General features: G+C 40.1%; 25 protein-coding genes and 1 rRNA gene. 7 read left to right on the top strand and 19 right to left on the bottom strand.

Annotated features, from left to right (window positions below; translation table 11 throughout):
- Together AC1DSK_RS08275 and AC1DSK_RS08270 are read right to left on the bottom strand one after the other, a co-directional pair.
- Window positions 1–90 (bottom strand): 16S ribosomal RNA (locus tag AC1DSK_RS08275); the annotation flags it as partial.
- Window positions 91–404: 314 nt separating this feature from the next.
- Entirely contained in the window at window positions 405–1,292 is an 888-nt protein-coding gene (locus AC1DSK_RS08270; protein ID WP_477548189.1) for a nucleotidyltransferase-like protein, read from the bottom strand.
- A 127-nt stretch (window positions 1,293–1,419) separates the two neighbouring features.
- On the opposite strand from AC1DSK_RS08270, the gene AC1DSK_RS08265 reads away from it, so the two are divergent.
- Window positions 1,420–1,764: a YgzB family protein gene (locus AC1DSK_RS08265; protein WP_477548190.1), complete on the top strand. Its 345-nt coding sequence runs from the start codon at window positions 1,420–1,422 to the stop codon at window positions 1,762–1,764.
- A gap of 84 nt (window positions 1,765–1,848) precedes the next feature.
- Here AC1DSK_RS08265 and perR read toward each other — a convergent pair whose 3' ends face one another.
- From perR to bcp, 4 genes are all read right to left on the bottom strand, one after another.
- The gene (gene perR / locus AC1DSK_RS08260) at window positions 1,849–2,292 is read right to left on the bottom strand and encodes a peroxide-responsive transcriptional repressor PerR (protein ID WP_016429220.1); all 444 of its coding nucleotides are present in this window, start codon (window positions 2,290–2,292) and stop codon (window positions 1,849–1,851) included.
- A gap of 102 nt (window positions 2,293–2,394) precedes the next feature.
- Window positions 2,395–2,946, bottom strand: a complete 552-nt coding sequence (locus AC1DSK_RS08255; RefSeq protein WP_477548191.1) for a cob(I)yrinic acid a,c-diamide adenosyltransferase — start codon at window positions 2,944–2,946, stop codon at window positions 2,395–2,397.
- Window position 2,947: 1 nt separating this feature from the next.
- A complete protein-coding gene (locus AC1DSK_RS08250; RefSeq protein ID WP_477548192.1) occupies window positions 2,948–3,895 on the bottom strand; it encodes a D-2-hydroxyacid dehydrogenase in 948 nt (315 codons plus the stop codon).
- Window positions 3,892–4,371: a thioredoxin-dependent thiol peroxidase gene (bcp, locus tag AC1DSK_RS08245; protein WP_477548193.1), complete on the bottom strand. Its 480-nt coding sequence runs from the start codon at window positions 4,369–4,371 to the stop codon at window positions 3,892–3,894. Before bcp ends, AC1DSK_RS08250 begins: the two co-directional genes overlap by 4 nt.
- Window positions 4,372–4,499: 128 nt before the next feature.
- Here bcp and AC1DSK_RS08240 point away from each other — a divergent pair, with 128 nt between their 5' ends.
- Both AC1DSK_RS08240 and AC1DSK_RS08235 read left to right on the top strand, forming a co-directional pair.
- Complete coding sequence (locus AC1DSK_RS08240) at window positions 4,500–5,789, top strand: glutamate-1-semialdehyde 2,1-aminomutase (protein ID WP_477548194.1); 1,290 nt, start codon at window positions 4,500–4,502, stop codon at window positions 5,787–5,789.
- A 234-nt stretch (window positions 5,790–6,023) separates the two neighbouring features.
- A complete protein-coding gene (locus AC1DSK_RS08235; protein ID WP_477548195.1) occupies window positions 6,024–7,103 on the top strand; it encodes an FUSC family protein in 1,080 nt (359 codons plus the stop codon).
- 163 nt (window positions 7,104–7,266) lie between these two features.
- Here the strand turns inward: AC1DSK_RS08235 and AC1DSK_RS08230 are convergent, their stop codons facing one another.
- The 10 genes from AC1DSK_RS08230 to mutY form a co-directional block, all read right to left on the bottom strand.
- Window positions 7,267–8,160, bottom strand: a complete 894-nt coding sequence (locus AC1DSK_RS08230; RefSeq protein WP_477548196.1) for an ABC transporter permease — start codon at window positions 8,158–8,160, stop codon at window positions 7,267–7,269.
- A gap of 17 nt (window positions 8,161–8,177) precedes the next feature.
- Window positions 8,178–9,182 (bottom strand): ABC transporter permease, encoded by a 1,005-nt coding sequence (locus AC1DSK_RS08225; protein WP_477548197.1) that lies wholly within the window; start codon window positions 9,180–9,182, stop codon window positions 8,178–8,180.
- A gap of 109 nt (window positions 9,183–9,291) precedes the next feature.
- Window positions 9,292–10,896, bottom strand: coding sequence for an ABC transporter substrate-binding protein (locus AC1DSK_RS08220; RefSeq protein WP_477548198.1), 1,605 nt, complete (start codon window positions 10,894–10,896; stop codon window positions 9,292–9,294).
- A 30-nt stretch (window positions 10,897–10,926) separates the two neighbouring features.
- Window positions 10,927–11,910, bottom strand: a complete 984-nt coding sequence (locus AC1DSK_RS08215) for an ABC transporter ATP-binding protein (protein ID WP_477548199.1) — start codon at window positions 11,908–11,910, stop codon at window positions 10,927–10,929.
- Window positions 11,885–12,904 (bottom strand): ABC transporter ATP-binding protein, encoded by a 1,020-nt coding sequence (locus AC1DSK_RS08210; RefSeq protein WP_477548200.1) that lies wholly within the window; start codon window positions 12,902–12,904, stop codon window positions 11,885–11,887. Before AC1DSK_RS08210 ends, AC1DSK_RS08215 begins: the two co-directional genes overlap by 26 nt.
- 176 nt (window positions 12,905–13,080) lie before the next feature.
- Complete coding sequence (locus AC1DSK_RS08205) at window positions 13,081–14,832, bottom strand: ABC transporter ATP-binding protein (RefSeq protein ID WP_477548201.1); 1,752 nt, start codon at window positions 14,830–14,832, stop codon at window positions 13,081–13,083.
- Between the two features lie 53 nt (window positions 14,833–14,885).
- The gene (gene ntdP / locus AC1DSK_RS08200; RefSeq protein WP_477548202.1) at window positions 14,886–15,431 is read right to left on the bottom strand and encodes a nucleoside tri-diphosphate phosphatase; all 546 of its coding nucleotides are present in this window, start codon (window positions 15,429–15,431) and stop codon (window positions 14,886–14,888) included.
- Window positions 15,432–15,567: 136 nt separating this feature from the next.
- Window positions 15,568–15,780 carry a gamma-type small acid-soluble spore protein gene (locus AC1DSK_RS08195; RefSeq protein ID WP_477548203.1) on the bottom strand — a complete coding sequence of 71 codons (213 nt, stop codon included), beginning with the start codon at window positions 15,778–15,780 and terminating at the stop codon, window positions 15,568–15,570.
- 65 nt (window positions 15,781–15,845) lie between these two features.
- Window positions 15,846–16,592, bottom strand: coding sequence for an enoyl-[acyl-carrier-protein] reductase FabL (gene fabL, locus AC1DSK_RS08190; protein ID WP_342543030.1), 747 nt, complete (start codon window positions 16,590–16,592; stop codon window positions 15,846–15,848).
- Window positions 16,589–17,656 (bottom strand): A/G-specific adenine glycosylase, encoded by a 1,068-nt coding sequence (mutY, locus tag AC1DSK_RS08185; protein ID WP_477548204.1) that lies wholly within the window; start codon window positions 17,654–17,656, stop codon window positions 16,589–16,591. The genes fabL and mutY overlap by 4 nt, the downstream gene beginning before the upstream one ends.
- A gap of 162 nt (window positions 17,657–17,818) precedes the next feature.
- Between mutY and AC1DSK_RS08180 the strand changes: the two genes are divergently transcribed.
- A complete protein-coding gene (locus AC1DSK_RS08180; protein WP_477548205.1) occupies window positions 17,819–18,799 on the top strand; it encodes a metal-dependent hydrolase in 981 nt (326 codons plus the stop codon).
- Window positions 18,800–18,867: 68 nt separating this feature from the next.
- On the opposite strand, the gene AC1DSK_RS08175 is transcribed toward AC1DSK_RS08180, so the two are convergent.
- The 3 genes from AC1DSK_RS08175 to recX are packed head-to-tail and all read right to left on the bottom strand — an operon-like array spanning window position 18,868 to window position 20,273.
- The gene (locus tag AC1DSK_RS08175) at window positions 18,868–19,137 is read right to left on the bottom strand and encodes a YfhJ family protein (protein WP_477548206.1); all 270 of its coding nucleotides are present in this window, start codon (window positions 19,135–19,137) and stop codon (window positions 18,868–18,870) included.
- A 1-nt stretch (window position 19,138) separates the two neighbouring features.
- Window positions 19,139–19,471, bottom strand: coding sequence for a YfhH family protein (locus AC1DSK_RS08170; RefSeq protein ID WP_424473306.1), 333 nt, complete (start codon window positions 19,469–19,471; stop codon window positions 19,139–19,141).
- Entirely contained in the window at window positions 19,461–20,273 is an 813-nt protein-coding gene (gene recX / locus AC1DSK_RS08165; RefSeq protein ID WP_477548207.1) for a recombination regulator RecX, read from the bottom strand. The genes AC1DSK_RS08170 and recX overlap by 11 nt, the downstream gene beginning before the upstream one ends.
- Window positions 20,274–20,388: 115 nt before the next feature.
- Here recX and AC1DSK_RS08160 point away from each other — a divergent pair, with 115 nt between their 5' ends.
- The 3 genes from AC1DSK_RS08160 to rlmD are packed head-to-tail and all read left to right on the top strand — an operon-like array spanning window position 20,389 to window position 23,565.
- Window positions 20,389–21,288, top strand: a complete 900-nt coding sequence (locus AC1DSK_RS08160) for a TIGR01777 family oxidoreductase (RefSeq protein ID WP_477548208.1) — start codon at window positions 20,389–20,391, stop codon at window positions 21,286–21,288.
- Window positions 21,289–21,336: 48 nt separating this feature from the next.
- Window positions 21,337–22,140: a delta-lactam-biosynthetic de-N-acetylase gene (gene pdaA / locus AC1DSK_RS08155; protein ID WP_477548209.1), complete on the top strand. Its 804-nt coding sequence runs from the start codon at window positions 21,337–21,339 to the stop codon at window positions 22,138–22,140.
- 51 nt (window positions 22,141–22,191) lie between these two features.
- Window positions 22,192–23,565, top strand: coding sequence for a 23S rRNA (uracil(1939)-C(5))-methyltransferase RlmD (rlmD, locus tag AC1DSK_RS08150; RefSeq protein WP_477548210.1), 1,374 nt, complete (start codon window positions 22,192–22,194; stop codon window positions 23,563–23,565).
- The last annotated feature ends 188 nt before the right edge of the window (window positions 23,566–23,753 follow it).

Genomic DNA, 23,753 nt, shown 5'->3' with positions numbered 1-23,753 from the left:
GAAGCAAGCTTCTTCATCATTCCGCTCGACTTGCATGTATTAGGCACGCCGCCAGCGTTCGTCCTGAGCCAGGATCAAACTCTCCATAATAGGTGAGTCGATTAGCTCGACTTTGTTGCTGGCGTCAAATTAATGACGTTTTAAAATGAACAATTAAGTTCAAGTTTTTGCTTCCCACACCGAAGTGTGTTCCGCTTTATTGTTGACGTTTTGCTGTTCAGTTTTCAAGGTTCATTGTGTCACTCGTTTTGGCGACTTCTCTAATTTAGCACTTTAAAGTAGGAGAGTCAAGCACTTTTTAAATCTATTTTTTCATGCTGTGTTGCTCAGCGACGTTTACTATTATATACAGGCTTTTATACAAACGTCAAGAAAAAAATAAGACGCTTTTTCAAGCGCCTTATTTACTGTGGTGTTTCCTCATCAATTTGTTCAACTTTATAGTAGCGGTGAAAGATTTTATCACTCTTCGTCTCTATTCGTTCTACGTGGATGTATCCCTTCTCTACAAGAAATTCAATAAAGACTTCCAGGTCGACCGAATAGTTTCTAAGCTCTTCTTGTTCGTGCAATTCTTGAATCGTCCAATGATCTTTTTGGCTCATAACTTCTAATATATGACGTGACCCATCTTTGGTTCTTGAATGGATCATAAACTCACTCGCTAAGAACAATAGCTCCAATCTTTTATCGATTGGTTCTTCGCTTGATAGCAATTCTTCATATAGTTTATAGATGGAGGGTTCAATTATTTTGACCTGCGACCAAACAGTTACTTCAGGATGCATGCCGTTTTCAAAAACAGCCAGTCGTGCAAGATGGTGCAAGGAATCCACAATATGATTGTATGCATCCATGTAGTTTTTTTGTTCAAAGAACACTTTTCCTTCTAAATAACGACGCAAAAGTTTTGCAAATTCAATTCCCATTTTAATTTTACGTCCATAAAAGGGAAAATCTTTTAACTCAGTTTTCAATTCATGAACAAATTCATTACGGTCGAACATGACACGTCCATAAAAAATCCAGTCCACGATTTTTCTATTAGTTCCAAGAAGTAACCATTTCCGTAACTGTTTCTCAGTAACAATGTGCATCGCTGCTTTTTTATCGTTAAATGTATAATGTTTCGTAAATACAGGTTGTGTTGCATCTTTAGCTAATATTAAAAGAATAGTATCGAATGTATCCGTTATTTGACTAACTTTTTCTCTCTTCTCGACTAAAATGACGCCGAGCGTATTTGGTTGGCTCGCTCTTTCCTGATAAATAGGACGCAGAATTTGTTCCAACGGAAGTCCCCCTCATAAATTAATCAAAATGGTATATGTTCTTTTTTCGACAAAGGTTGTGAGATTCCTTCAAACGATTTACACTACCAATTATGGTATAGTAAACATGATTAAGGAGGAACACAATATGAAACCCTATAAAAATAAAATAAATCGAATTCGTTCGTTTGCATTATCATTGATTTTCATCGGTTTTGTCATCATGTATATTGGCATCTTCTTCCGTGAAAATCAAATCATCATGACTCTGTTTATGTTATTAGGTCTGCTAGCCATACTAGGCAGCACAGGTGTATACGCATGGATTGGAATGCTTTCAACGAAAGCAGTTCAAGTTGTCTGCCCTAACTGCGGAAAGTATACCAAAGTTTTAGGTCGTGTTGATATGTGTATGTATTGTAAAGAGCCACTTACATTAGATTCTACTTTAGAAGGTCAGGAATTTGATGAATCTTTAAACCGAAAAAGATAATAACCAAGTGGGCTAACATTCATTATAGAATGTTAGCCCTTTTTTTGTACAAAAAAAAGAGCACGGAAATGCTCTTTTTGTTTACTATTGAACTTTTATAGCTGATGTTTCACACGTCGGACATGTTCCGTAAATCTCCATACGATGCGAATTTACTTTGAATCCAGTGACGTGAGAAGCTAATTGTTCTACCTCATCTAAACCTGGATAATGGAAATCAACAATTTTACCACAATTATCACAAATAATGTGATAGTGATCATTGGTTACGAAATCAAACCGACTCGATGAATCGCCATACGTTAATTCTTTTACTAATCCGGCTTCTCTAAAAACACGAAGATTATTATATACCGTCGCTACGCTCATGTTTGGGAATTTCCCTTCAAGCGCTCTATATATATCATCTGCTGTTGGATGAATCATGGATTGGATGAGAAATTCTAAAATCGCATGACGCTGTGGTGTAATTCGGACTCCTGTTGATTTCAAATTATCCAATGCGTCACGTAAATGCATTTCAGTCATCGCCATGCACCTCACTTCATAAAGATTATTATTTTATAATCGTTACAATTAGTATAAGAAAGAAGTAACGAAAAAGTCAACAAAAACCCATTATATCAAGGCTTACTCAGCATGTAATCCTTTTTCTTTCTGACCTAGGCGCAAGTTAACGAAGCGTGCAGCAACAAATAAGAAATCAGATAAACGGTTTAAATAAGCTAAAACGAGTGGAGATACGCTTTCGCCAATACTGACCGCAGAACGCTCAGCGCGTCGAACTATGGTGCGAGCTACATGCAGGGTCGCCCCGGCAGGATGGCCGCTAGGCAAAATGAAGTTTTGTAATGACGGCAACTGCGCATCCCATTCATCGATTAAATTTTCAAGTTTTGTAATTTCACTATCTTCCAGTTTCCATTTCACTTCTTTTCCAGCAGGTGTGGCCAGTTCCGCTCCCACATGAAAAAGGGTAGTTTGGATTTGATGGAAAGCTTGCAAAACAGTCTCTTTTTCTTCAAAAAACTCATTTTGGATATGACTGAGGGCAACTCCTATCATGGAATTCGCTTCGTCGCATGTACCATAAGCTTCTACCAAAGCATCATTCTTCGCAACTCGCGATCCATAAATAAGTGAAGTTGTCCCTTTGTCGCCTGTTTTAGTATAAATTTTCATGTTAATACCCCTTTTCCAAGTCTATGACATTTTGAAAATTCGATCCCGTTTCCATCCATTCATGTAGGTTCTGCTGGAAAATCTTTAGAGCTCGAGGTACATATTCTGAAGAATGGCTGGAAACATGAGGTGAAACAATAACCCCTTCCATTTCCCAAAGCGGATGACTTGCATCAAGTGGTTCACTCTCAAAAACATCAAGAACAGCATAAGCAATTTGACGTTCCTTCATTGCTTGTATGAGTTGTTCCTCTTTTATCAGATCGCCACGACCAAAATTCATAAAAATTGCATCTTCCTTCATTAATACGAAATGATTATATGTAATAAGACCCCTTGTTTCCGATGTGCTTGGTAGAACAGATATGATGATATCAACTTTGGGTAGTTCTTCATTTAATTGATCAAAATTAATCATTGCATTCATGTTGGGTGCCTTTCGCCCAGAGCGATTGCAACCAATTGTCGTTACGCCAAATGCTTGCAACAACCGACCGATTTCACTGCCGATTGCACCAGGTCCAATTATCAGAGCCGTACTTCCAAAAAGCTCCATAGACCCTGAGCGCTTACTCCATTCACTGTTTTCCTGTTTTTTATATATCCACGGTAAAGCACGTTTAAGGGCAAGTATATGTGCTAGGACGGATTCAGACATTGGTGTTTTGTGAATTCCTTTGACATTGGTAACTAAAATGTTTCGCTTCGCTATATCACGAAGCGGCATTTTTTCTAATCCCGCAGAAGCAACCATGAGCCATTTCAACGAAAGTGCTTGATCAAGTGTTTCTTTTGAAATATCTTCGCCATAGGTCACAATGATTTCAGCTCGTTTAAGTACATTTTCATCTTTAATAGAAGAAAAAATGAACTCAACTTTCGGAAACTCAGTGAGTAATTCTTCTATCAAATATTCCTTAACCGGGAAAGTAAAAAGTACATTGGTCATTTAGCTTTCACTAATTCACGCAAAGTTACGAGAGCATCTTCCACGTGTCCCTTCACTTTTACTTTACGCCATTCTTTTACGACAGTTCCCGTCGGATCGATTAGGAATGTGGAACGTTCGATTCCCATATATTCTTTACCAAACATTTTTTTGAGAACCCAAACTCCATACGCCTCTGCAACTGCATGGTCTTCATCAATCAATAATGAAAATGGTAATCCGTGTTTTTCAATGAACTTTGTGTGCGCTCGTTCCCCGTCTGGGCTGACTCCTAAAATAACGGCATTCAGATCACGGAAAGATTCGTGCATATCTCTGAAATCACATGCTTCAGTTGTGCACCCTGGAGTAGAATCTTTCGGATAAAAATAAAGCAGCACATATTCATTCCCAGCGTAATTTCGCAGTGAAACTTCTTCCCCTTTTTCGTTTCGTAATGTGAAATCTGGTGCTTGCATACCTTCAAGTGTTGTCATGAACATTCCCTCCACTTTACTATTTGTTTAATCGTACCTAAGAATGGCAGGAGTTTCAATTTTCTTGGCGTTCTCCTTCCTTTTTGTCTATTATTAAGGATGTTAGAAAAGGAACGGAGGATATAAATATGAATAGAACTAAGTCAGAAGCATTACATGAAGAAGCATTACAACATATCGTTGGAGGCGTTAACAGCCCTTCACGTTCATACAAAGCAGTCGGTGGCGGTTCACCAACTGTCATGGAAAGAGCACAAGGAGCATACTTTTGGGATGTAGATGGAAACAAGTACATTGACTATCTTGCAGCTTACGGTCCCATCATTACTGGGCATGCCCATCCACATATTACAAAGGCCATTACTAAGGCAGCTGAAAATGGATTATTGTATGGTACACCTACTCCTCATGAAGTGAAATTCGCAAAAATGCTGAAAGAAGCTATGCCTGGGATGGATAAAGTCCGTTTTGTGAACTCGGGAACAGAAGCGGTCATGACGACGATTCGAGTATCACGTGCGTATACAGGACGTACCAAAATCATGAAATTTGCTGGATGTTACCATGGTCATTCGGATTTGGTGCTTGTAGCTGCCGGATCAGGCCCTGCGACACTGGGTACTCCTGACTCTGCTGGTGTCCCTAAATCTATCGCAAAAGAAGTAATCACCATTCCTTTTAATGATCCAGAAGCTTATAAAGAAGCGATGGAAAAATGGGGCGACGAAATTGCTTGTATTTTAGTTGAACCTATCGTCGGTAATTTCGGGATTGTCGAGCCGAAAGAAGGCTTTTTACCTCTCGTGCATGATATTGCCAAACAAAAAGGCGCACTTATTGTTTATGATGAAGTAATTACAGCATTCCGTTTCCACTATGGTGGTGCACAAGATTTGCTTGGTTTGACACCTGACTTGACTGCTCTTGGGAAAATCATCGGTGGTGGCTTGCCAATCGGCGCATACGGCGGACGAAAAGAAATTATGGAACAAGTCGCACCACTAGGACCTGCTTATCAAGCGGGAACTATGGCAGGAAATCCAGCGTCTATATTATCTGGAATTGCATGTTTAGAAATACTGAAGCAACCGGGTATATATGAAGAAATGGATCGTTTAGGTGCACTGTTGGAAGAAGGTATTTTGAAAGCAGCCGCTAAACATAACGTGACAATCACAATCAATCGTTTAATGGGTGCATTGACTATTTACTTCACGGATGTGAAAGTAGAAAATTACGAACAAGCCGAAGCGACTGATGGCGAGATTTTTGGACGATTCTTTAAACTAATGCTGGAACAGGGTATCAACTTGGCTCCTTCGAAGTATGAGGCTTGGTTCCTTACGACTGCTCATACAGAAGAAGATGTTAAACAATCGTTAATTGCTGTGGATTATGCATTTTCAAAACTGGCCTAAGTCCAGTTGACCCACAAGCTGTCCTGCTGTAAAGTAGCAAAAAGCCTGTCACTCAGAAAGCAATCCAGGCCAATTTAGACAGACTCTTGTGTTGCAACAACTCGATGGAAACCTTTTCTCGTTGGAAGGTATGAAATGGAGGTGCAGTCTGGTCTAACAAGCTAGACAATTAAGAGTTTCAGAAAGGCATTTTATTAAGCCTTTTTTAGAAGTCGGAAAGGAAATAAAGCATATATGAAACTTGGTGCACGAATCGTTAAAACAGGTGTCGCAATCGTTTTTGCGCTCTACATGGCTGATTTATTGCATTTACCGTCTCCTGTTTTTGCAGGAATCGCGGCAATATTTGCCCTTCAACCTTCCATTTACCGCTCCTATTTAACAATTATTGAACAGATTCAAGGTAATATTATTGGTGCAGGAATTGCAGTTATTTTTGCTCTTTTATTTGGCGACAATTATGTAGCCGTAGGTTTAGCCGCTGTTATCACGATCGCTATTATGTTGAAATTAAAGTTAGAGAAGTCCATTTCACTTGCGCTTGTGACAATTATTGCGATTATGGAAGTACAGAGCGATGACTTTATAACATTTGCCCTAATTCGTTTTACAACTATTGTCGTCGGTGTGCTTGCCGCATTTGTGGTTAACTTAGTATTCATGCCACCGAAGTATGAAACCAAGTTATTTCAATCGATTCATTCGACTACCGATGAGTTGATTCGCTGGACGCGATTAGCAGAACGTCAAGCTTCTGAACATAATGCCACAAAACAAACACTTGAAAAGTTGCGAGAACGATTAATAAAAGTCGATCAGTTTTATTTATTCTATAAAGAAGAACGTAGCTACTTCCGAAATGAAAAACGTGCGAAAGCCCGAAAACTTGTGGTCTATCGTCAAATGATTTCAACCGCTAATAAAAGCTGGGATGTTCTGAAACGTCTTCATTTACATGAAAATGAATTGACCAATCTCCCCGATCAATTTCGTTTGATGATTCAAGAAAGACTGGACTTTTTGTTGACGTATCATGAACAGCTTCATCTGAAATATACAGGCAAGTTAAAACCGGAACATTCGTTTTGGAACGGCAGTGAAGCTACGCTTCAACGTCATGAAGTGATGGAAATATTCGCGAGAGAAATCGCACTATCCAAAGAAGAAGAGTCTTTTTCTTCATATCATTTACTGCATGTACTTTCTGCAATTTTGGATTATGAAGAACAACTGGAACACTTAGACACGCTTATCATTTCCCACCAAAATTATCATGGTGAAGAAATAAAAGTCGAGCTTGAAGATGAATTTTAATTGATAGGGCAGTCATCTCTTCAGTGAGATGGCTGTTTTTTCGTGCCGACAATTTTCATTTTTTCCCTATTCCAACTAACCGGAACCCACTTAGCCAACAGCCGCCCTACATCCCATAAAAAGAAGCCATTCCCTAAAAAGGAATGACTTCTTCAGTAACTAACTAGTTCTTCATGCGTGGATCTAGTGCATCACGCAATCCATCTCCCATTAAATTGAATCCCAATACCGTCAGCATAATGGCGATACCCGGGAAAATCATGGTCCAAGGAGCATTAATTAAATACATTTTGGAATCTGCCAGCATTTTGCCCCACTCCGGAGCCGGAGCTTCTGCACCAAGACCAAGGAAACCAAGTGCTGCCGCTTCAATAATGGCCGTCGCTATGGCAAGTGTACCTTGCACGATAACTGGAGCCATTGAGTTCGGTAAAATATGCGAGAATAATATTCGGATATCCTGCATACCGATTGCTTTTGCAGAAGTGATATACTCTTCTTCCTTAATACTCAAAACTTTTGATCGAATCAATCGACCGAAGTTCGGAATGTTAATGATGGCAATGGCAATTAATGCATTTTGCAAGGAAGGTCCCAATACCGATACGACAGCGATTGCTAGTAAGATACTTGGAAATGCGAGCATGATATCGAAAATGCGGGAAATAACCGCATCCACCCATTTACCGTAATAACCTGCTACAATTCCTAAAATACTTCCCGCAACCACCGAACCGATTACTGAGAAGAATCCAACCCATAATGAAATGCGTGCACCATGGATAATGCGAGACAATATATCTCGGCCCATGTCATCTGTTCCGAACCAATGAGCAACAGATGGTGCCTGCAATCGATTGGGTAAATCTTGCTCGTTTATGCCTTGTGGTGCTATCCAAGGTCCTATGAATGCCACGATGATAAAGAAGAGAACAATCCCAGCTCCGACTACGGCGACTTTACTTTTCTTAAAGCTTCGCCAAGCTTCATGCCAAGGGCCCGCTACTTTATCTTGTTGTGCTACTATATCTGATGGTTTAGGCGCGAATCCGACCATTATGAGATTCCTCCTTCTTAATCGTATTTAATTCGTGGATCAATCAAACTGTAAAGAATATCAATTAACAAATTAATCATAACGAAGATAAATGCCACGACAAGAATACCTGATTGGATTACTGGGTAGTCACGGAAATTGATCGCTTCGTAAATGTAACGGCCAACTCCCGGCCACGCGAAAATGGATTCGGTTAATATGGCACCGCCAAGCAGTAATCCCATTTGCAGACCGATAATTGTCAGAACTGGGATGATTGCATTTTTCAATGCATGCTTGTACACAACCCAGAACATTTTTTGACCTTTCGCACGTGCAGTACGTACATAATCCGATCTCATTACATCAAGCATGCTGGAACGAGTCATGCGGGCAATGATTGCCATCGGAATTGTCGCCAGGGCTAGCCCTGGTAAGACCAGATGTTTCAATACAATGCCTAATTGATCAAAGCGTCCTTGAAGAATAGTATCCAACACATAAAGATTGGTTATTGATTCTATGGGATTTCTGACTTCTTCACGTCCTGTAGTTGGAAGAATGCCAAGCTCGATTCCAAAAATATATTGCATCATCAAACCTAGCCAGAAAATCGGCATGGACACGCCAACTAGCGCTAATATCATAGCTGTATAGTCAAACCACGAGTTTTGGAACCAGGCAGAAATGATACCTGCATTGACACCGACAATGACTGCTATAAGAACCGCAAATAGAGATAATTCGAATGTGGCAGCTAGATACGGCCAAATTTCTTCAGAAACTGGTGTAGTTGTCCGTAAAGATTCTCCAAGATCACCTTTTAACAATCCACCTAGATAATCAAAATATTGGACATACCACGGATTGTCTAATCCGAGCTTTGCTCGTAATGCCTCAATCGCTTCTTTCGTCGCTTGTTGACCCAAAATAACTTGTGCTGGGTCCCCAGGAATTGCACGAATAATCATAAAAACGACAAACGTCATGCCCAGCAAAACTGGGATTAATTGCAATAGTCTTCTCCCGATATAGTGAAGCATTGTCTTCACCTCTCCATCTGATGCGATATGTAATCAAAATTTCATTTCATTTGTTTTCGTAAATAAAATGGGGAGAAATCACGTAGACTTCTCCCCATCAGTCAGTTTGTTACTTGAAGTCTACTTCTGCTAACTTATCAGAACCAGTCGGATGTGGTAAGAAGTCTACCAGATTCGCTTTACCTGCAAGAAGTGGAGTAGAGTGAGCAAGCGGTACCCAAGGAGCGTCTTCGAAAATGATTTCTTGAGCTTGACCGTAAAGTTCATTTCGCTTGTCTTCATCAACTTCTGATTGTGCTTCAATTAGGATGTCGTGTAATTCGTCGTTGCTATAGTATGAATAGTTGTTGCTTCCGATATTGTCTTTATCAAGTAATACGTATAGGAAGTTATCCGCATCACCATTATCACCAGTCCAACCTAACATGAATGCATCTGCTTCTCCGTTACGAGCTTTTTCCAAGTAAGTTGCCCACTCGAATGTAACGATTTTCGCTTTGATGCCAACATCAGCTAAGTTTGATTGAATAACTTCTGCCACTTTTTGGCCATCTGGCATATATGGACGTGGTACAGGCATTGCCCATAGTTCCATTTCAAAGCCTTCTGCAAGACCAGCTTCAGCTAGTAATGCTTTTGCTTTTTCTGGATCGAAATCATATCCAGCAATATCGTCATTATAGCCGCTGATTACTGGAGGCATTGGGTTTTTCGCTACTTCAGCGCGACCTTCAAAGAATGCATCTACGATCGCTTGTTTGTCAATTGCGTGGTTAATTGCTTGACGTACTTCCACTTTATCAAATGGAGGACGTGTACTAGTTAAACCTAAGTAACCAACGTTCATTGATGGACGTTCGAATAATTGTAATTCTGAATTGCTTTCAACAGATTTGCCATCAGCAGGGTTTACACCATCAGCCAAATCAATTTCACCTGTGTTTAAAGCGTTCAAACGAGCTGAGTTATCTGGAATTGCTTTGAAAACTACTTTATCAAGTTTAGGAAGACCCTTAACCCAATAATCTTCGTTCTTTTCAATTGTGATTGAATCATTACGTTTCCACTCGGCAAATTTGAATGGTCCAGTACCTACTGGATTATCGCCGAATTTTGCTCCTTGTTCTTTAAAAGCTTTCGGGCTCGCAATACCGAACGGGCTCATTGCTAAGTTTTTAAGGAATGGTGCTTGTGGACGTTTTAATTTGAACACGACTGTGTAATCTCCATCTGCAGTAACAGAATCGATAACATGTCCTTCATCACCTTTGTAGCCACCGAACATTGATGAATAGTAATAGAAGTCTTCACCAGAACCATTTGCCCAACGCTCAAAGTTAGCTACAACAGCTTCTGCATTGAAGTCAGTACCATCATGGAACTTAATGCCTTCTTCCAGTTGGAATGTATAAGTTAAGCCATCCTCTGAAGGCTTCCATTCTTTTGCAAGGCCTGGGTTGATTTCTGTATCTTGTTTACCGAAGTTCACAAGTGTTTCAAAAACGTTTTGCGTTACTTTAAATGATTCTCCATCAGTTACAGTTGCCGGATCTAGAGATACAGAATCTCCACCACGACCAAATACTAAAATTTTCGGTTCTTTTTCGTCGTCTCCGCTGTTTCCATCTGATGAATCAGTTTGACAGCCCGCTAAAATCGTTGAGAGGACTAGCATTGTTAATAAAGCAAGTGACCACAGTTTCTTCTTACCCAAATTGACCCCTCCATATTGTTTGTTTATTTATCATTGTTGCGCATGTTCACCGTATAGGTGGCAGGCAACAGAATGACCTGGTTCAACTTCTTCTAACTTCGGTACGATTTTTGTACACACATCCATTTTAAAAGGACAGCGCGTGTGGAAAGTACATCCCGACGGAGGATTTGACGGACTAGGAATATCTCCTTTTATAAGCATTTGATCCCGCACAAAATTCGGATCCGGAACCGGTACAGCAGACAACAAAGCCTGTGTATAAGGGTGAAGTGGCTTGTCATAAAGCAACTCACTTTTAGCAAGCTCGACCATTTTGCCTAGATACATAACCCCTACTCGATCACTTATATGACGAACAACCCCTAGATCATGCGCGATAAATATATAAGTTAGGTTTAATTCTTTTTGTAAATCCTGCATCAAGTTCAACACCTGTGCTTGAATGGACACGTCAAGAGCTGAAACGGGCTCATCTGCAATGATCAGTTTAGGGTTCGTCATGAGCGCACGGGCAATGCCGATACGCTGACGTTGTCCACCACTGAATTGATGAGGATAGCGTTTTGCATGGTAACTGCTTAACCCAACAATCTCCAGAAAATCATGGACTTTCTTTTTGCGGGTTTTGGCGTCACCGATTCCGTGCACAATCAGAGGCTCCTCCAAAATCTTCTCAATGGTATGCCTAGGATTTAAGGAAGCATATGGATCCTGGAAAACCATTTGAATTTCCCGGCGTGCCTTTCGCATATCATCATCGGATATATTCGTCAGTTCTTTACCATCAAAAATTACTTTTCCCTCTGACGGTTCTAGTAATCTCATAAGCATGCGACCGGTAGTAGATTTCCCACAGCCAGACTCGCCCACAATTCCAAGAGTTTCGCCTTTATTTACATAAAACGAAACATCATCAACCGCTTTTACATGCCCAGACACACGACTGAGTAATCCTTTACGTATGGGAAAATACTTTTTAAGTCCTTCAACTTTCAACAAGGGTTCTGTCATGAGTGGATACCTCCTGATCTTCGTACAAGAAGCATCTTGTCTTATGTACTGATGCAGTTTGATACAATTCTGGATTGTGTGTCAGGCACTTTTCAAATGCAAACTCGCATCGTGCAGCAAAGCGACATCCAGTATTTATGGTACCCGGTTTTGGTACATTACCGGGAATCGAATATAAACGTTGTTTTTTATAACGCATATCCGGAACGGATTGCAACAATCCTTTTGTATATGGATGTTGAGGGTCTTTAAAAATCGTTTGAACCGGACCTTCTTCAACAATTTGGCCGGCATACATGACCACAACTCTTTCACACGTCTCTGCAACAACCCCAAGATCATGTGTGATTAACAAAACAGCAGTATTCAATCGTTCATTCAAGTCTTTCATCAATGCAAGGATCTGCGCTTGAATAGTTACATCAAGTGCAGTTGTCGGTTCATCTGCAATTAACACTTTCGGATCGCATACAAGAGCCATTGCTATCATGACCCGCTGTCTCATCCCACCTGATAGTTGATGCGGATATTCTTTCATCAATTCATCAGCACGCGGAAGACCTACAAGGGTAAGCATTTCAATTGCACGAGTATTTGCTTGTTTTTTTGACCAGCCTTTTTTATGGATAAGAATGGCTTCCTTCAATTGATTCCCTATTGTGAACAATGGATTCAAAGATGTCATAGGCTCTTGGAAAATCATTGCCACGTCGTTGCCGCGGACTTTACGCATTTCTTTATCGCTTAATTTAGTTAAATCCTTATCGCCGAAAAGAATTTCACCACCAGTAATTTTACCTGGCGGACTTGGAACTAACCCCATTATGGATAAAGAAGTAACACTTTTCCCACAACCAGATTCCCCTACGATACCGAGTACTTCTCCTTCATGTACGGAAAAATCAATATTGTCTACTGCGGGAATTACTCCGTCATCTGTGAAAAAGGATGTTTGAAGACTTCTTACTTGAAGAATCGCTTTACGTTCACTCATGATGATGGCCCTCCTTTTCCTAGCATACGAGATAAATAGTTTTATTAGTATCATTATTTCAGAAAATTCGATATGTTCTTTATTATACAAATAATAATTATAATTGCAATATTTATTATATAAGTCATACTTCTATTGTATAACAAAAAAAGGTTCCCCTTTTCAGGAGAACCTTTTTAGTCTATATCCAGTTGTTGAACTTGAAATAAGTTGTAATATATTCCCTTCGAATTCATTAATTCATCATGCGTTCCTTGTTCCTTTAGTTCGCCATGATCAATAACAAAGATTTGATCCGCATGAGTAATCGTCGAAAGGCGATGGGCGACAATAATCGTGGTCCGATCATGTGCCAAGCGCTCCAAAGAGTCCTGTATCAAGGACTCGCTTTCCAAGTCCAACGCAGAAGTTGCTTCGTCCAAAACTAAAATCGGAGGATTTTTCAGGAATACGCGCGCAATGGCAACACGTTGTTTTTGTCCTCCCGACAGCTTGACTCCACGTTCCCCGACTTTCGTCTCGTAACCTTCGGGTAGCGAAACAATAAAGTCATGAGCATTCGCAGCTTTTGCCGCCTCAATTACTTCGTTTTCCGTAGCATCTGGACGTCCCATAAGTATATTTGCTTTCACAGAGTCGCTGAACAGTATGTTATCTTGCAATACTATTCCAATCTGTTCGCGTAATGAATGAATTTTTACATCTTTAATATCCTGGTCATCTATTTTGACCGAACCGCTTGTTGCATCATAAAATCGGGGAATCATACTGATGATGGTCGACTTCCCACCTCCGCTCATTCCTACAAAAGCAGCTGTTTGACCTGGCTCTACCGTGAAATTCATATTATTTAACACGAGATTATTTTCTTCCTCGTATTTGAAAGAAACGTGATCAAACTGTAGTTTCCCTTTTATAGTCGGCATAACCTGCGCATTTGGACCATCTTCAATATCGTATTTTTCATCCATTAGTTCGAATACCCGGTCCATTGAAGCAAACGCTTGCGTCAGTGTGGTTGATGAATTGACCAATCGTCTTAAAGGATTATAAAGGCGTTCGATATACGCGATAAACGCAACCATTGTCCCGACAGATAAATTTCCATTGATAACTTGATATCCAGCGTAGGCAATAACCAAAAGTGGCGCAACATCCGTAATGGTGTTGACTACAGCAAAAGCTTTCGCATTCCATTTCGTATGATCAACAGCCTTGTCGAGAAACTCGCCATTTGCTTTATCAAAAATTTGCTGTTCATGTTTTTCCAAAGTAAAACTTTTAATGATGCTCATTCCTTGGACACGTTCATGCAAATAACTTTGGACACCCGCCAGCGCTTGAGACCGTTTTCTAGTCAGGTCACGTAATCGTCCGAAGAAGTATTTCACACTGAACGCATAGAATGGGAAAGCCAGTAATGTAACAAGAGTTAATGGAACATCCATTGTCAGCATGATCGCAACAGCAATCAAAATCGTGGCTAAATCCAGCCATAAATTCATTAAGCCAATCATGACAAAGTTTTTGGTTTGTTCAACGTCGTTGATTACACGGGAGATGACTTCTCCAACCCGTGTGTTTGAATAAAACCGCAAACTCAGGCGTTGCAAGTGTCCGTATAATTCTTGTCTTATATCATACAAAATTTTGTTACTGACAAGTTGTGCATAGTATTGTCGGTAATACTCAATCGGAGGTCTTACAATGAAAAATACGAGTGCAGTTCCGCCCAGCCAATAAAATAACTGCCGCGTCTTTTCCGCATCTGTCAATGTATCTACACTGATGATATCGTCAATTACAATTTTAATTAATAATGGAATAAATAACGGGATGGCAAATTTGACAATCCCAATGGCAACCGTGAGGACAATTTGCCAAGTATATGGTTTAACAAACTTCATGTATCTTTTTGTACTGCTCATCCGTTCACTTTCCTTTCCAAATGAAAAACCTGTTGGGATTCAACAGGCATCATTTACTCACGTATTCGAAGTTGCTTGTGAAATAGGTAACGGTTTGTCCACACCTCGATAAAATCTGGTGCAAATGGTCCTTTTCGTTGTTTAATCCAACTAATTAGTTTTTCCACATTTCGATGTAAGATCGTATCAATAACCTCAGGATAATTCATTTGCTTTTTATGATCTTCAAATTCATCTTCGTCCAAAATTGTATATGTCATATCTGGGAAGACTTTAACATCTAAGTCGTAATCAATGTATTTTAAAGATTGGTTATCGTAGATAAATGGTGAACTAATATTGCAGTAATAGTACACACCATCTTCGCGCAACATACAAATGATATTAAACCAGTGTTCAGCATGGAAATAACAAATCGATGGTTCCCGTGTTAACCAAGTGCGACCGTCTGACTCGGTAACGAGCGTGCGTTCGTTTGCGCCAATGACAATATTTCTTGTCCCTTTCAGAACCATTGTTTCCTGCCAGACGCGGTGGATTTTGCCGTTATGCTTGTAGCTGTGGATCTGAATCGTTTCTCCTTCTGCTGGTATTGACATGGATAAGCCCACCTTTTCGTCAAAGCACAATATATATAAATCTTGCAGTGTACTCATTATACCAACCAATTTACAAAAACTGTAGCAAAAAAAATCAGCGAAGGCTAAGCCCTCGCTGATTAGTGGTGAATAACCATTATTTAGTTGAATTATTGTTGCGGTTTGCTTGTGGACCAGAAGCATTGTTTTTCTTCTGAGCAGATTGTTGATTACGTTGGATTACTTCGTTAACATCAGTTTCAGAACCGAATTCTGTAGTGAAGCTAGCTGGAGTACCCGTCGTAGATTGTTGATTTTGTCTACGTACTTCTGCAGCGTTGGTTGGTTGGTTGTTGTTTTTGTTTGGCATGAATTTTCACCTCCATACTCATTAATGTGTGCAGGTTGAGAAAACTTATGCTTACAATTTTTTTTTTACATTACGATGGAGCGTCCGCCATCCACAATGATGGTTTGACCGCGAATCATATCCGAGCCATCTGAAATCAAGAACATGGCTGTTTTGACCATATCTTCGATTTCAACCATACGACCAGCAGGTGTATTTTTTCTTGCGTCATCCAATAGTTCTTCGCGATTCGGGAAATGCTTTAATGCATCTGTATCAAGCGCTCCACCGGAAACAGTATTTACTGCAATCCCTTTTGCCGCAAGTTCTACAGCTAAGTAACGCGTAATGGATTCAATCGCGGCTTTTGATACGCCTACAGTTGTGTAATTTTCTAAATAACGAATCGAGCCTAGTGAGCTGATTCCAACGATTTTTCCGCCTCGGTCCATTAATTTTGCCGCTTCCTGTGCCCCAAATAGCATGGCTTTCGCATTAATATTCATGGTCCAGTCCCAGTGGGATTCTTCCAATTCCATTACTGGTCGCAGAACTCCAGAAGCTGCATTGCTTACGAATACATCCAGACGGCCAAACTCTTCACGAATTGTTTCAAACATTGCTTTTAATTTTTCTACATCTCCTACGTTTGCGCGTACAAGAAGAGCTTTTTGACCAAGTGCTTCAATTTCTTTCACTGTTTCGAGAGCAGCTGTTTTGCTACGTGCATAGTTTACAACGATATCATATCCATTTTTTGCAAGTTCAATCGCAATTGCTTTTCCGAGTCCTCTGCTGCTTCCGGTAACTAACGCCACTTTGTTTGTTGTCATTTTAGTTTTCCCCTCTCCATATAAGCCTGCCAAATTTTCAACATTGGGACAGGCATCGGTACTTCTTTAATTTCTTCTAATGATAACCATTTACAACTCTCAGTCAGACTTATTTCGACTCCATGTCCAACGAAACTATCCATCTCCCATGTTAAATGAGAAAAGACATGTTTAAAAGAACCTAAATCCATTTCTTTTGTAAAATGTATGCCATAACGATCTTGGAACAGTGGAATCGTTCCTATATCTTTGTTTGCACGGTCAATCATGGGGAACTGCCACATGTTCGCCAACAGACCTGTTTCAAGTCTTTTTTCCATGAGAAATTGTTTTTGTTCATTTTGGGCAATATAAACATCATAATGTTGTGCTTTCGTTTTTTTGTTTTTCGTTTTTATTGGCAAGTCATTTTGTTCACCTGCATAAAAAGCAGCACAATTTTCTCTAACTGGACACAATAAGCATTTTGGCGATGTTGGCGTACAAATCACTGCGCCCAGTTCCATCAATCCCTGATTGAAGGATGATGGATCTTGCGGGTCGATGATTTCTGAAACGGCTTGTTCAAAAATTTTTCTCGTTTTCGGCTTTGCGATATCTTCTTTTATTAGAAGAACCCGTGATAATACTCGCATGACGTTCCCGTCGACTGCATGTTCAGGTCGTCCATAAGCAATGCTCAATATGGCACCAGCCGTGTAAGGACCTACACCTTTCAGTGTTGAAATTTCATTTCTTGTTGAAGGCACTACACTATTATAAGTTTCAACTACTTCCTTTACTCCTGCTTGTAAGTTCCGTACACGGGAGTAGTAGCCTAAACCTTCCCATTGTTTCAGAATTTTTTCTTCTTCAGCATTCGCCAATTCTTCCATTGTAGGAAAAGCTTCTATAAAACGATTGTAATAAGGTATGACTGTATCCACCCTTGTTTGTTGGAGCATGATTTCCGAAACCCATATTTTGTAAGGGTCTGATGTCTCTCTCCAAGGTAGATTTCTTTTTTCTTCTAAATACCATTCAATTAACGATCTACGAAATTCAATTTTGTTGAATTCATTCATACTTTACACCTACATTCTGTTGATTACATGTTCTACATTACGGGTATACCAATTTGTAGAATGAAATCAATCTTGGAAGTCTAACCGTTTGTTATTTTAACAAAAATATCTTATGATGAACAAAATTATTCGGGCAGTCTCCATACAAAGGAGTTGATACAGTTGGATACAGGTACTCATGTTGTCATGGGAATCGCTTTAGGTGGACTAGCCATGATTGATCCAGTGGTTGCTAACCATTCCATGACCGCCACAGCCGTCATTGCAGGAACCATTATTGGTTCTCAGGCTCCTGACCTTGATACGGTCCTGAAATTAAGAAATAATGCGGTATATATTCGCCATCATCGCGGCATTACCCATTCCATTCCGGCTGTCTTGCTATGGCCTTTGGCGATTTCCGGCGTCCTTCATTTAATTATGCCGAGTGCAGACTTTTTACATTTATGGTTATGGACATTTCTGGCCGTATTTCTCCATGTTTTTGTGGACATATTCAATTCATACGGAACGCAAGCGCTACGTCCATTTTCAAATAAATGGGTGGCTCTTGGAGTAATCAATACATTTGATCCCATCATTTTTGGTTTGCATGTGGTCGCCTTGTTGTTCTGGGCATTCGGTGCAAATCCGGTATATACAATGCTGTTGCTATACGCAATTGTTTTTGTCTATTACCTTCTTAGGTTTGCAGTCCAGCATGCAGTCAGACATGCAGTCAAAAATACGATTCCTACGGCGGAAGAAATCATCATCGCACCAACGATTCGTTTTTTCCAATGGCGTATTGCAGCAATCTCTAAAACGCATCACTATGTAGGTAGAGCTTATGGACGTTCAATCAATATTTACGATCGCTTTGACCGTAAAACGATACCAGATTCTCCCCTTGTGAAAGCAGCATTGAAAGACAAGAACTTGCAAGCTTTCATCTCATTCTCTCCTATTTACCGTTGGGAAATTACAGATCTTGATCACATTCATGAAGTGCGTCTCATTGATTTGCGTTATCGCAGCAATGATTATTACCCATTCGTAGCTGTTGCTCATTTAAATGAAGACCTGGAAATCGTTAATTCTTATACAGGCTGGATTTTCAGTGAAGAAAAACTTCATAAAAAATTGGATTTCCTTTCAAACTAAAAAGTACACGACACTCGATGTCGTGTACTTTTCTTATTCGATAACCATAACGGTTAACAAATCTTTTCTTATTGTTGTGAAACGTTGTCCACTTGTAGCAAATGAGCATATTTCGGATTGTTACCTGCAAATTCATGAATCCGTTCTCCATAGCTTTCAATCCATTGACGAATTACTTTCTCAGTTACTTCGGTACCTTTGTAGTCATAGCCTGCTTTTGCGTAAGATGATTCAAAATCTGACCATAGTAATTCAATCCACACACGTGCTTTGGCGACAGATAATGACTCATTCTTTACTGCAAGTTCCTGAACTAATTGTTCGATTTGCTGATGCATATTATTTTCCCTCCTTCAATGGTTTTAGCATGGATATCGGCAATGCTTCAGTAAATTTTTCCCCACCAAGTCTGTAACCCCAAGCAAAACGACCTTTTAAATAATCAACTTGGAAAAATACGCCTGGATCTCCTTCAATACGGTACATCTCTCCAGGTACGATCGACGATGGATCGACTAAATATGCCTGAGCCATAATGGCTTTTCGCTCCAGAACAGCATATTCATTTACATGCCCTAGCTGACTTGCCTTTCGTGCCTGTTCCAATAAATTGGCAATGGCCTGGCGTAATTCCTGCTCAGTCATTTGACTATATTTTTTTTCAGTTACCATCTTCTTCGAGCTCCTTTTTTTCAATAAACATTTCGATTTGTTCTGCAGGAAAACCTTTTACATATAAGGCTTGCTTTACTCTGCGCTTGCGATCAAATCCGGTATATTTTGAAGAAAATTTCCGCCAGATTTTATCCCCCTGATCGGCAATCATTTCTTCCCATTCTTCGGGTTCTGTTTCAAATTCTATATCTTCAATTGCTTTGCTTATAATGGCATATGAATAGCCCTTGCGCAACAAGGTGTCTTGAATTTTTTGCTTCACTTGCCTTGGCGTTTTGGAAGAATGCTGGTTGGCTATTTTTGCAGCCAGACCTTTTGCAATTTCAGTCTGGTCTTCTTCCGTATACGTTTCAAGCACTTCTTCTTGCAACGATTTATCGATTCCTTTTTTCTTGAGTTCCTGTTGGATGGCACGTGGTCCTTTTTTGCCTGTTTTCTTTTGCGTTTCCAGCAAAGCTTTAGAAAAGGATTCGTCGTTCAAAAAATCCAGTTGATACAATTTTTGAATGGCTTCCAGAACAACGGCTTCTCCGTATTCAGCATCAAGCAGTTTCTTCTTAACTTCGTGTTCACTCCGCATACGGAAACTCAAGAATTGAAGTGCTTTGTTAAATGCTTTTCGCACTTCGTCGTCATAGACGATTTCATCTCTTTCCCAATCCTCCAGCACTTTGCCTTTCGATAATTGGTACTTTATAAGAAGCGATTCATCTACCGCAAATGCGTATTTTTCCTCTATATAAATATTATAACGTTCAGGATTATTTTTTTGACGCATGATTTTCGTAATGACTGTCACAACTATCACCTCATGTAACAAGTATACACATTATTAGAGGCACATTCATTTGCGTACACTTATAGAACAAAGGGTATTATACATCTAACAGCTTTATAAAGGAGGAGTATGATAAATGAAAATAGCGATTACTGGAGGAAGTGGATTTGTCGGACAGGAGATAACGAAGCAACTAACCGACAAAGGACATGAAGTGTATATTTTAACGCGTTCGGATAAACAATCCAACGGCTCGGTACATATGGTCAAATGGCTTACAAATGGCGCTAAACCTGAAGAACATGCTGAAGGTATGGATGCTTGGATTAATCTAGCCGGTGCATCAATTAATGAAGGTTGCTGGACTTCGGAACAAAAACAAAAAATTTATGATAGCAGAATGAAAGCAACAGAAGAAGTTCTACGCATTTTTAAAGAAGTGACGAAAAAGCCTTCCGTTTTGATTAATGCAAGCGCAATCGGGATTTTTCCCCCTTCTGAACATGCAACATATACCGAACATTCTTCTGATCGTGGATCGGATTTCCTGGCAAAAACAGTTGAGGACTGGGAGAGTAAAGCAACGGAAGCGGAGCAATTTGGGACACGGGTGGCTTGCGGACGTTTTGGCATAATCCTTGGTAAAGATCAGGGTGCTCTTCCCCTTATGGCATTACCTTATAAAATGGGTGTCGGAGGAAAAGTCGGAACTGGTCATCAATGGGTATCATGGGTCCATGTAGCTGACGTCGCCAAAGCCATTCTTTATGCAATTGAAAATGAAGATTTTTCAGGTCCTTTTAACGTAACAGCACCAGATCCGAAACAAATGAATGATTTTGGGGAAATTTTGGGCAAAGTTTTACAGCGACCTCATTGGATGCCCGTACCTTCCTTTGCATTGAAACTTGTACTGGGTGACAAGAGTCAACTTGTTTTGGAAGGACAAAGAGTTATTCCCGATAAATTGTTAACCCATGGTTTTAAATTCACTTATCCAGATTTGCAACAGGCGCTTAAAAATATTTATGCATAACATTTCAGAGAAAACGCAACCTATCTTAAAAAGAAAGGTTGCGTTTTTATGTGGTGGAAACATACCGTAGGCGTTATTGCCTCATGTGCAATATTAACTCTGGGCATTTTATTGAATCCATTTCAAGTAGATGCCGAATCTCTTAATTGGGGATTCAAAAAATCAAAACAGGAAGAACAAGCTCAAGCCGGGAGTGCATTTGATGAACTCTTGAAAAAATATGGAGCTTACTACAAAGGGTCTCCCGACGAAAAAATCCTATACCTTACGTTCGACAATGGTTATGAAAATGGCTACACTGCATCTATTTTAGATACATTGAAAAAAGAAAAAGCACCTGCCACTTTTTTTCTGACAGGTCATTATGTAGAAAGTGCGACGGACCTGGTCCAACGTATGGTGAAGGAAGGCCATACAATCGGAAATCATTCGTATGGCCATCCAAATATGGCTAATTTATCGGAAGCACGAATGAAAGAAGAATGGGAAAAATTCGATCAGATTCTTGCCGAAAAAACGGGCGTGAAGAGAACATATTTTGCACGGCCTCCTGAAGGTGTTTTCAGTGAAAAATTACTTGCCTATGGGAACGAGCTCGGCTATCGCCATATGTTCTGGTCTGTCGCTTTCGTTGATTGGTATGCTGATCGTCCACAAGGAAAGGCTTATGCATACAACCATTTAATGAACCAACTTCATCCAGGTGCCATAATTTTGATGCATACGGTTTCTCCGGATAATGCAGCCGCTTTACCCGATTTTATTCGTGATGCCAAAGCGAAAGGCTATACATTTTCATCGTTAAACGCATTGGTAAATGAAGCCATCGAATTCCCGTTGTCTTTTCATTAACTGGTCTGTCCTATATACTGTAGAAACCAGTAGTAAAGGACGTGAAAACATTTGTCACAAGAAAACATAATCGAAGTCGGTCAAAAATTCCCGCTGACAATCAAACGCCTTGGCATTAATGGAGAAGGCATTGGCTATTATAAGCGCAATGTCGTCTTCGTTACAGGTGCTCTCCCAGGGGAAGAAGTGACCGCTCAAGTACAAGTCGTCAGGCGCAATTTTGCTGAAGCAAGCATTCTAAAGATCCGTAAGGCCTCACCTCACCGTCAAGAAGCACCCTGCCCTGTTTATGAAGCCTGCGGTGGGTGTCAATTGCAGCATATGACTTATGAACAACAGCTTAAAGAAAAACGTGATTTGATTGTGCAATCACTTGAACGATACGTAAAAGACATTGCCAATGATATCGAAGTGCGCCAGACAATAGGCATGGAAAATCCATGGCATTATCGCAACAAAAGTCAATTCCAAGTACGTAAAGACGGCAAGAAAGTAAAAGCTGGTCTATTTGCGGAAGGTACACATCAGTTATTGGATATCGATGAGTGTATCGTGCAACATCCACATACAACACTTGTGACGAATGCAGTAAAAAGAATTCTAGAGAAACTTAAAATACCGATTTATGATAGTGAAACCGGCAATGGTCTAGTACGAACAATTGTGGTCCGTACCGGCATTCAAACAGGTGAAATTCAGTTAGTACTTGTCACTACACTTGCAGAAATGCCGAAACGTCAACTACTCATTGATAAATTGGCGACCATAGATCCTGCCATTGTCTCGATTGTCCAAAATGTCAATCCGAAGCAAACTTCCTTAATTTTTGGCGAGCGAACAATAGTTCTTCATGGCAAGAAAACACTCCACGAAGAATTAGGTGAACTTTCATTTGATTTATCTGCACGAGCATTTTTCCAATTGAATCCCGCTCAAACCGTTCGTTTATATAACGAAATTAAATCGGCTGCAGCATTAACAGGTAAAGAAACCGTTGTCGATGCTTACTGTGGCGTTGGAACAATTGGCTTATGGTTAGCCGATCAAGCAAAAGAAGTACGAGGAATGGATATCATTGCGGATAGTATTTACGATGCTAAGAAAAACGCAGAGAAACATGGATTCACTCACGCTACTTACGAGACTGGCACTGCTGAAGAGTGGCTTGCTAAATGGAGCCGTGAAGGGTTCTCCCCTGATGTCCTAACTGTAGATCCACCTCGGACCGGTTTAGCTGACAGTTTATTGCACACTATTTTAAATGTGCGACCGAAAAGATTTGTCTATACGTCATGTAATCCATCCACTTTAGCAAAAGATTTAAGCGAGTTACGTAAGGTTTACAATATCGTCTATATCCAACCTATCGATATGTTCCCACAAACAGCTCAAATCGAAAGCGTCACATTGTTGGAACGTAAATAATCATTAAATATTACGAAAGAGTGCATTTGCACCTCCCATTCCGCAAGAAAGAATATGGTCAAAGGTAGTTTGAACATATTTTTTGCACTCTATCGAAAAAGATTGTGGTCGGCTATTTCTTTCGCTTTCCGCGGACGAAACGCTAGCCTCCTCGGCTCAGCTGTCATAGACAGCTGAGCCGAGGAGGC

It is taken from the genome of Paenisporosarcina sp. P4_B8 (assembly GCF_056402175.1).
Note: the sequence above shows the minus strand (reverse complement) of the source record. Positions and strands in the feature narration are given on the sequence as shown.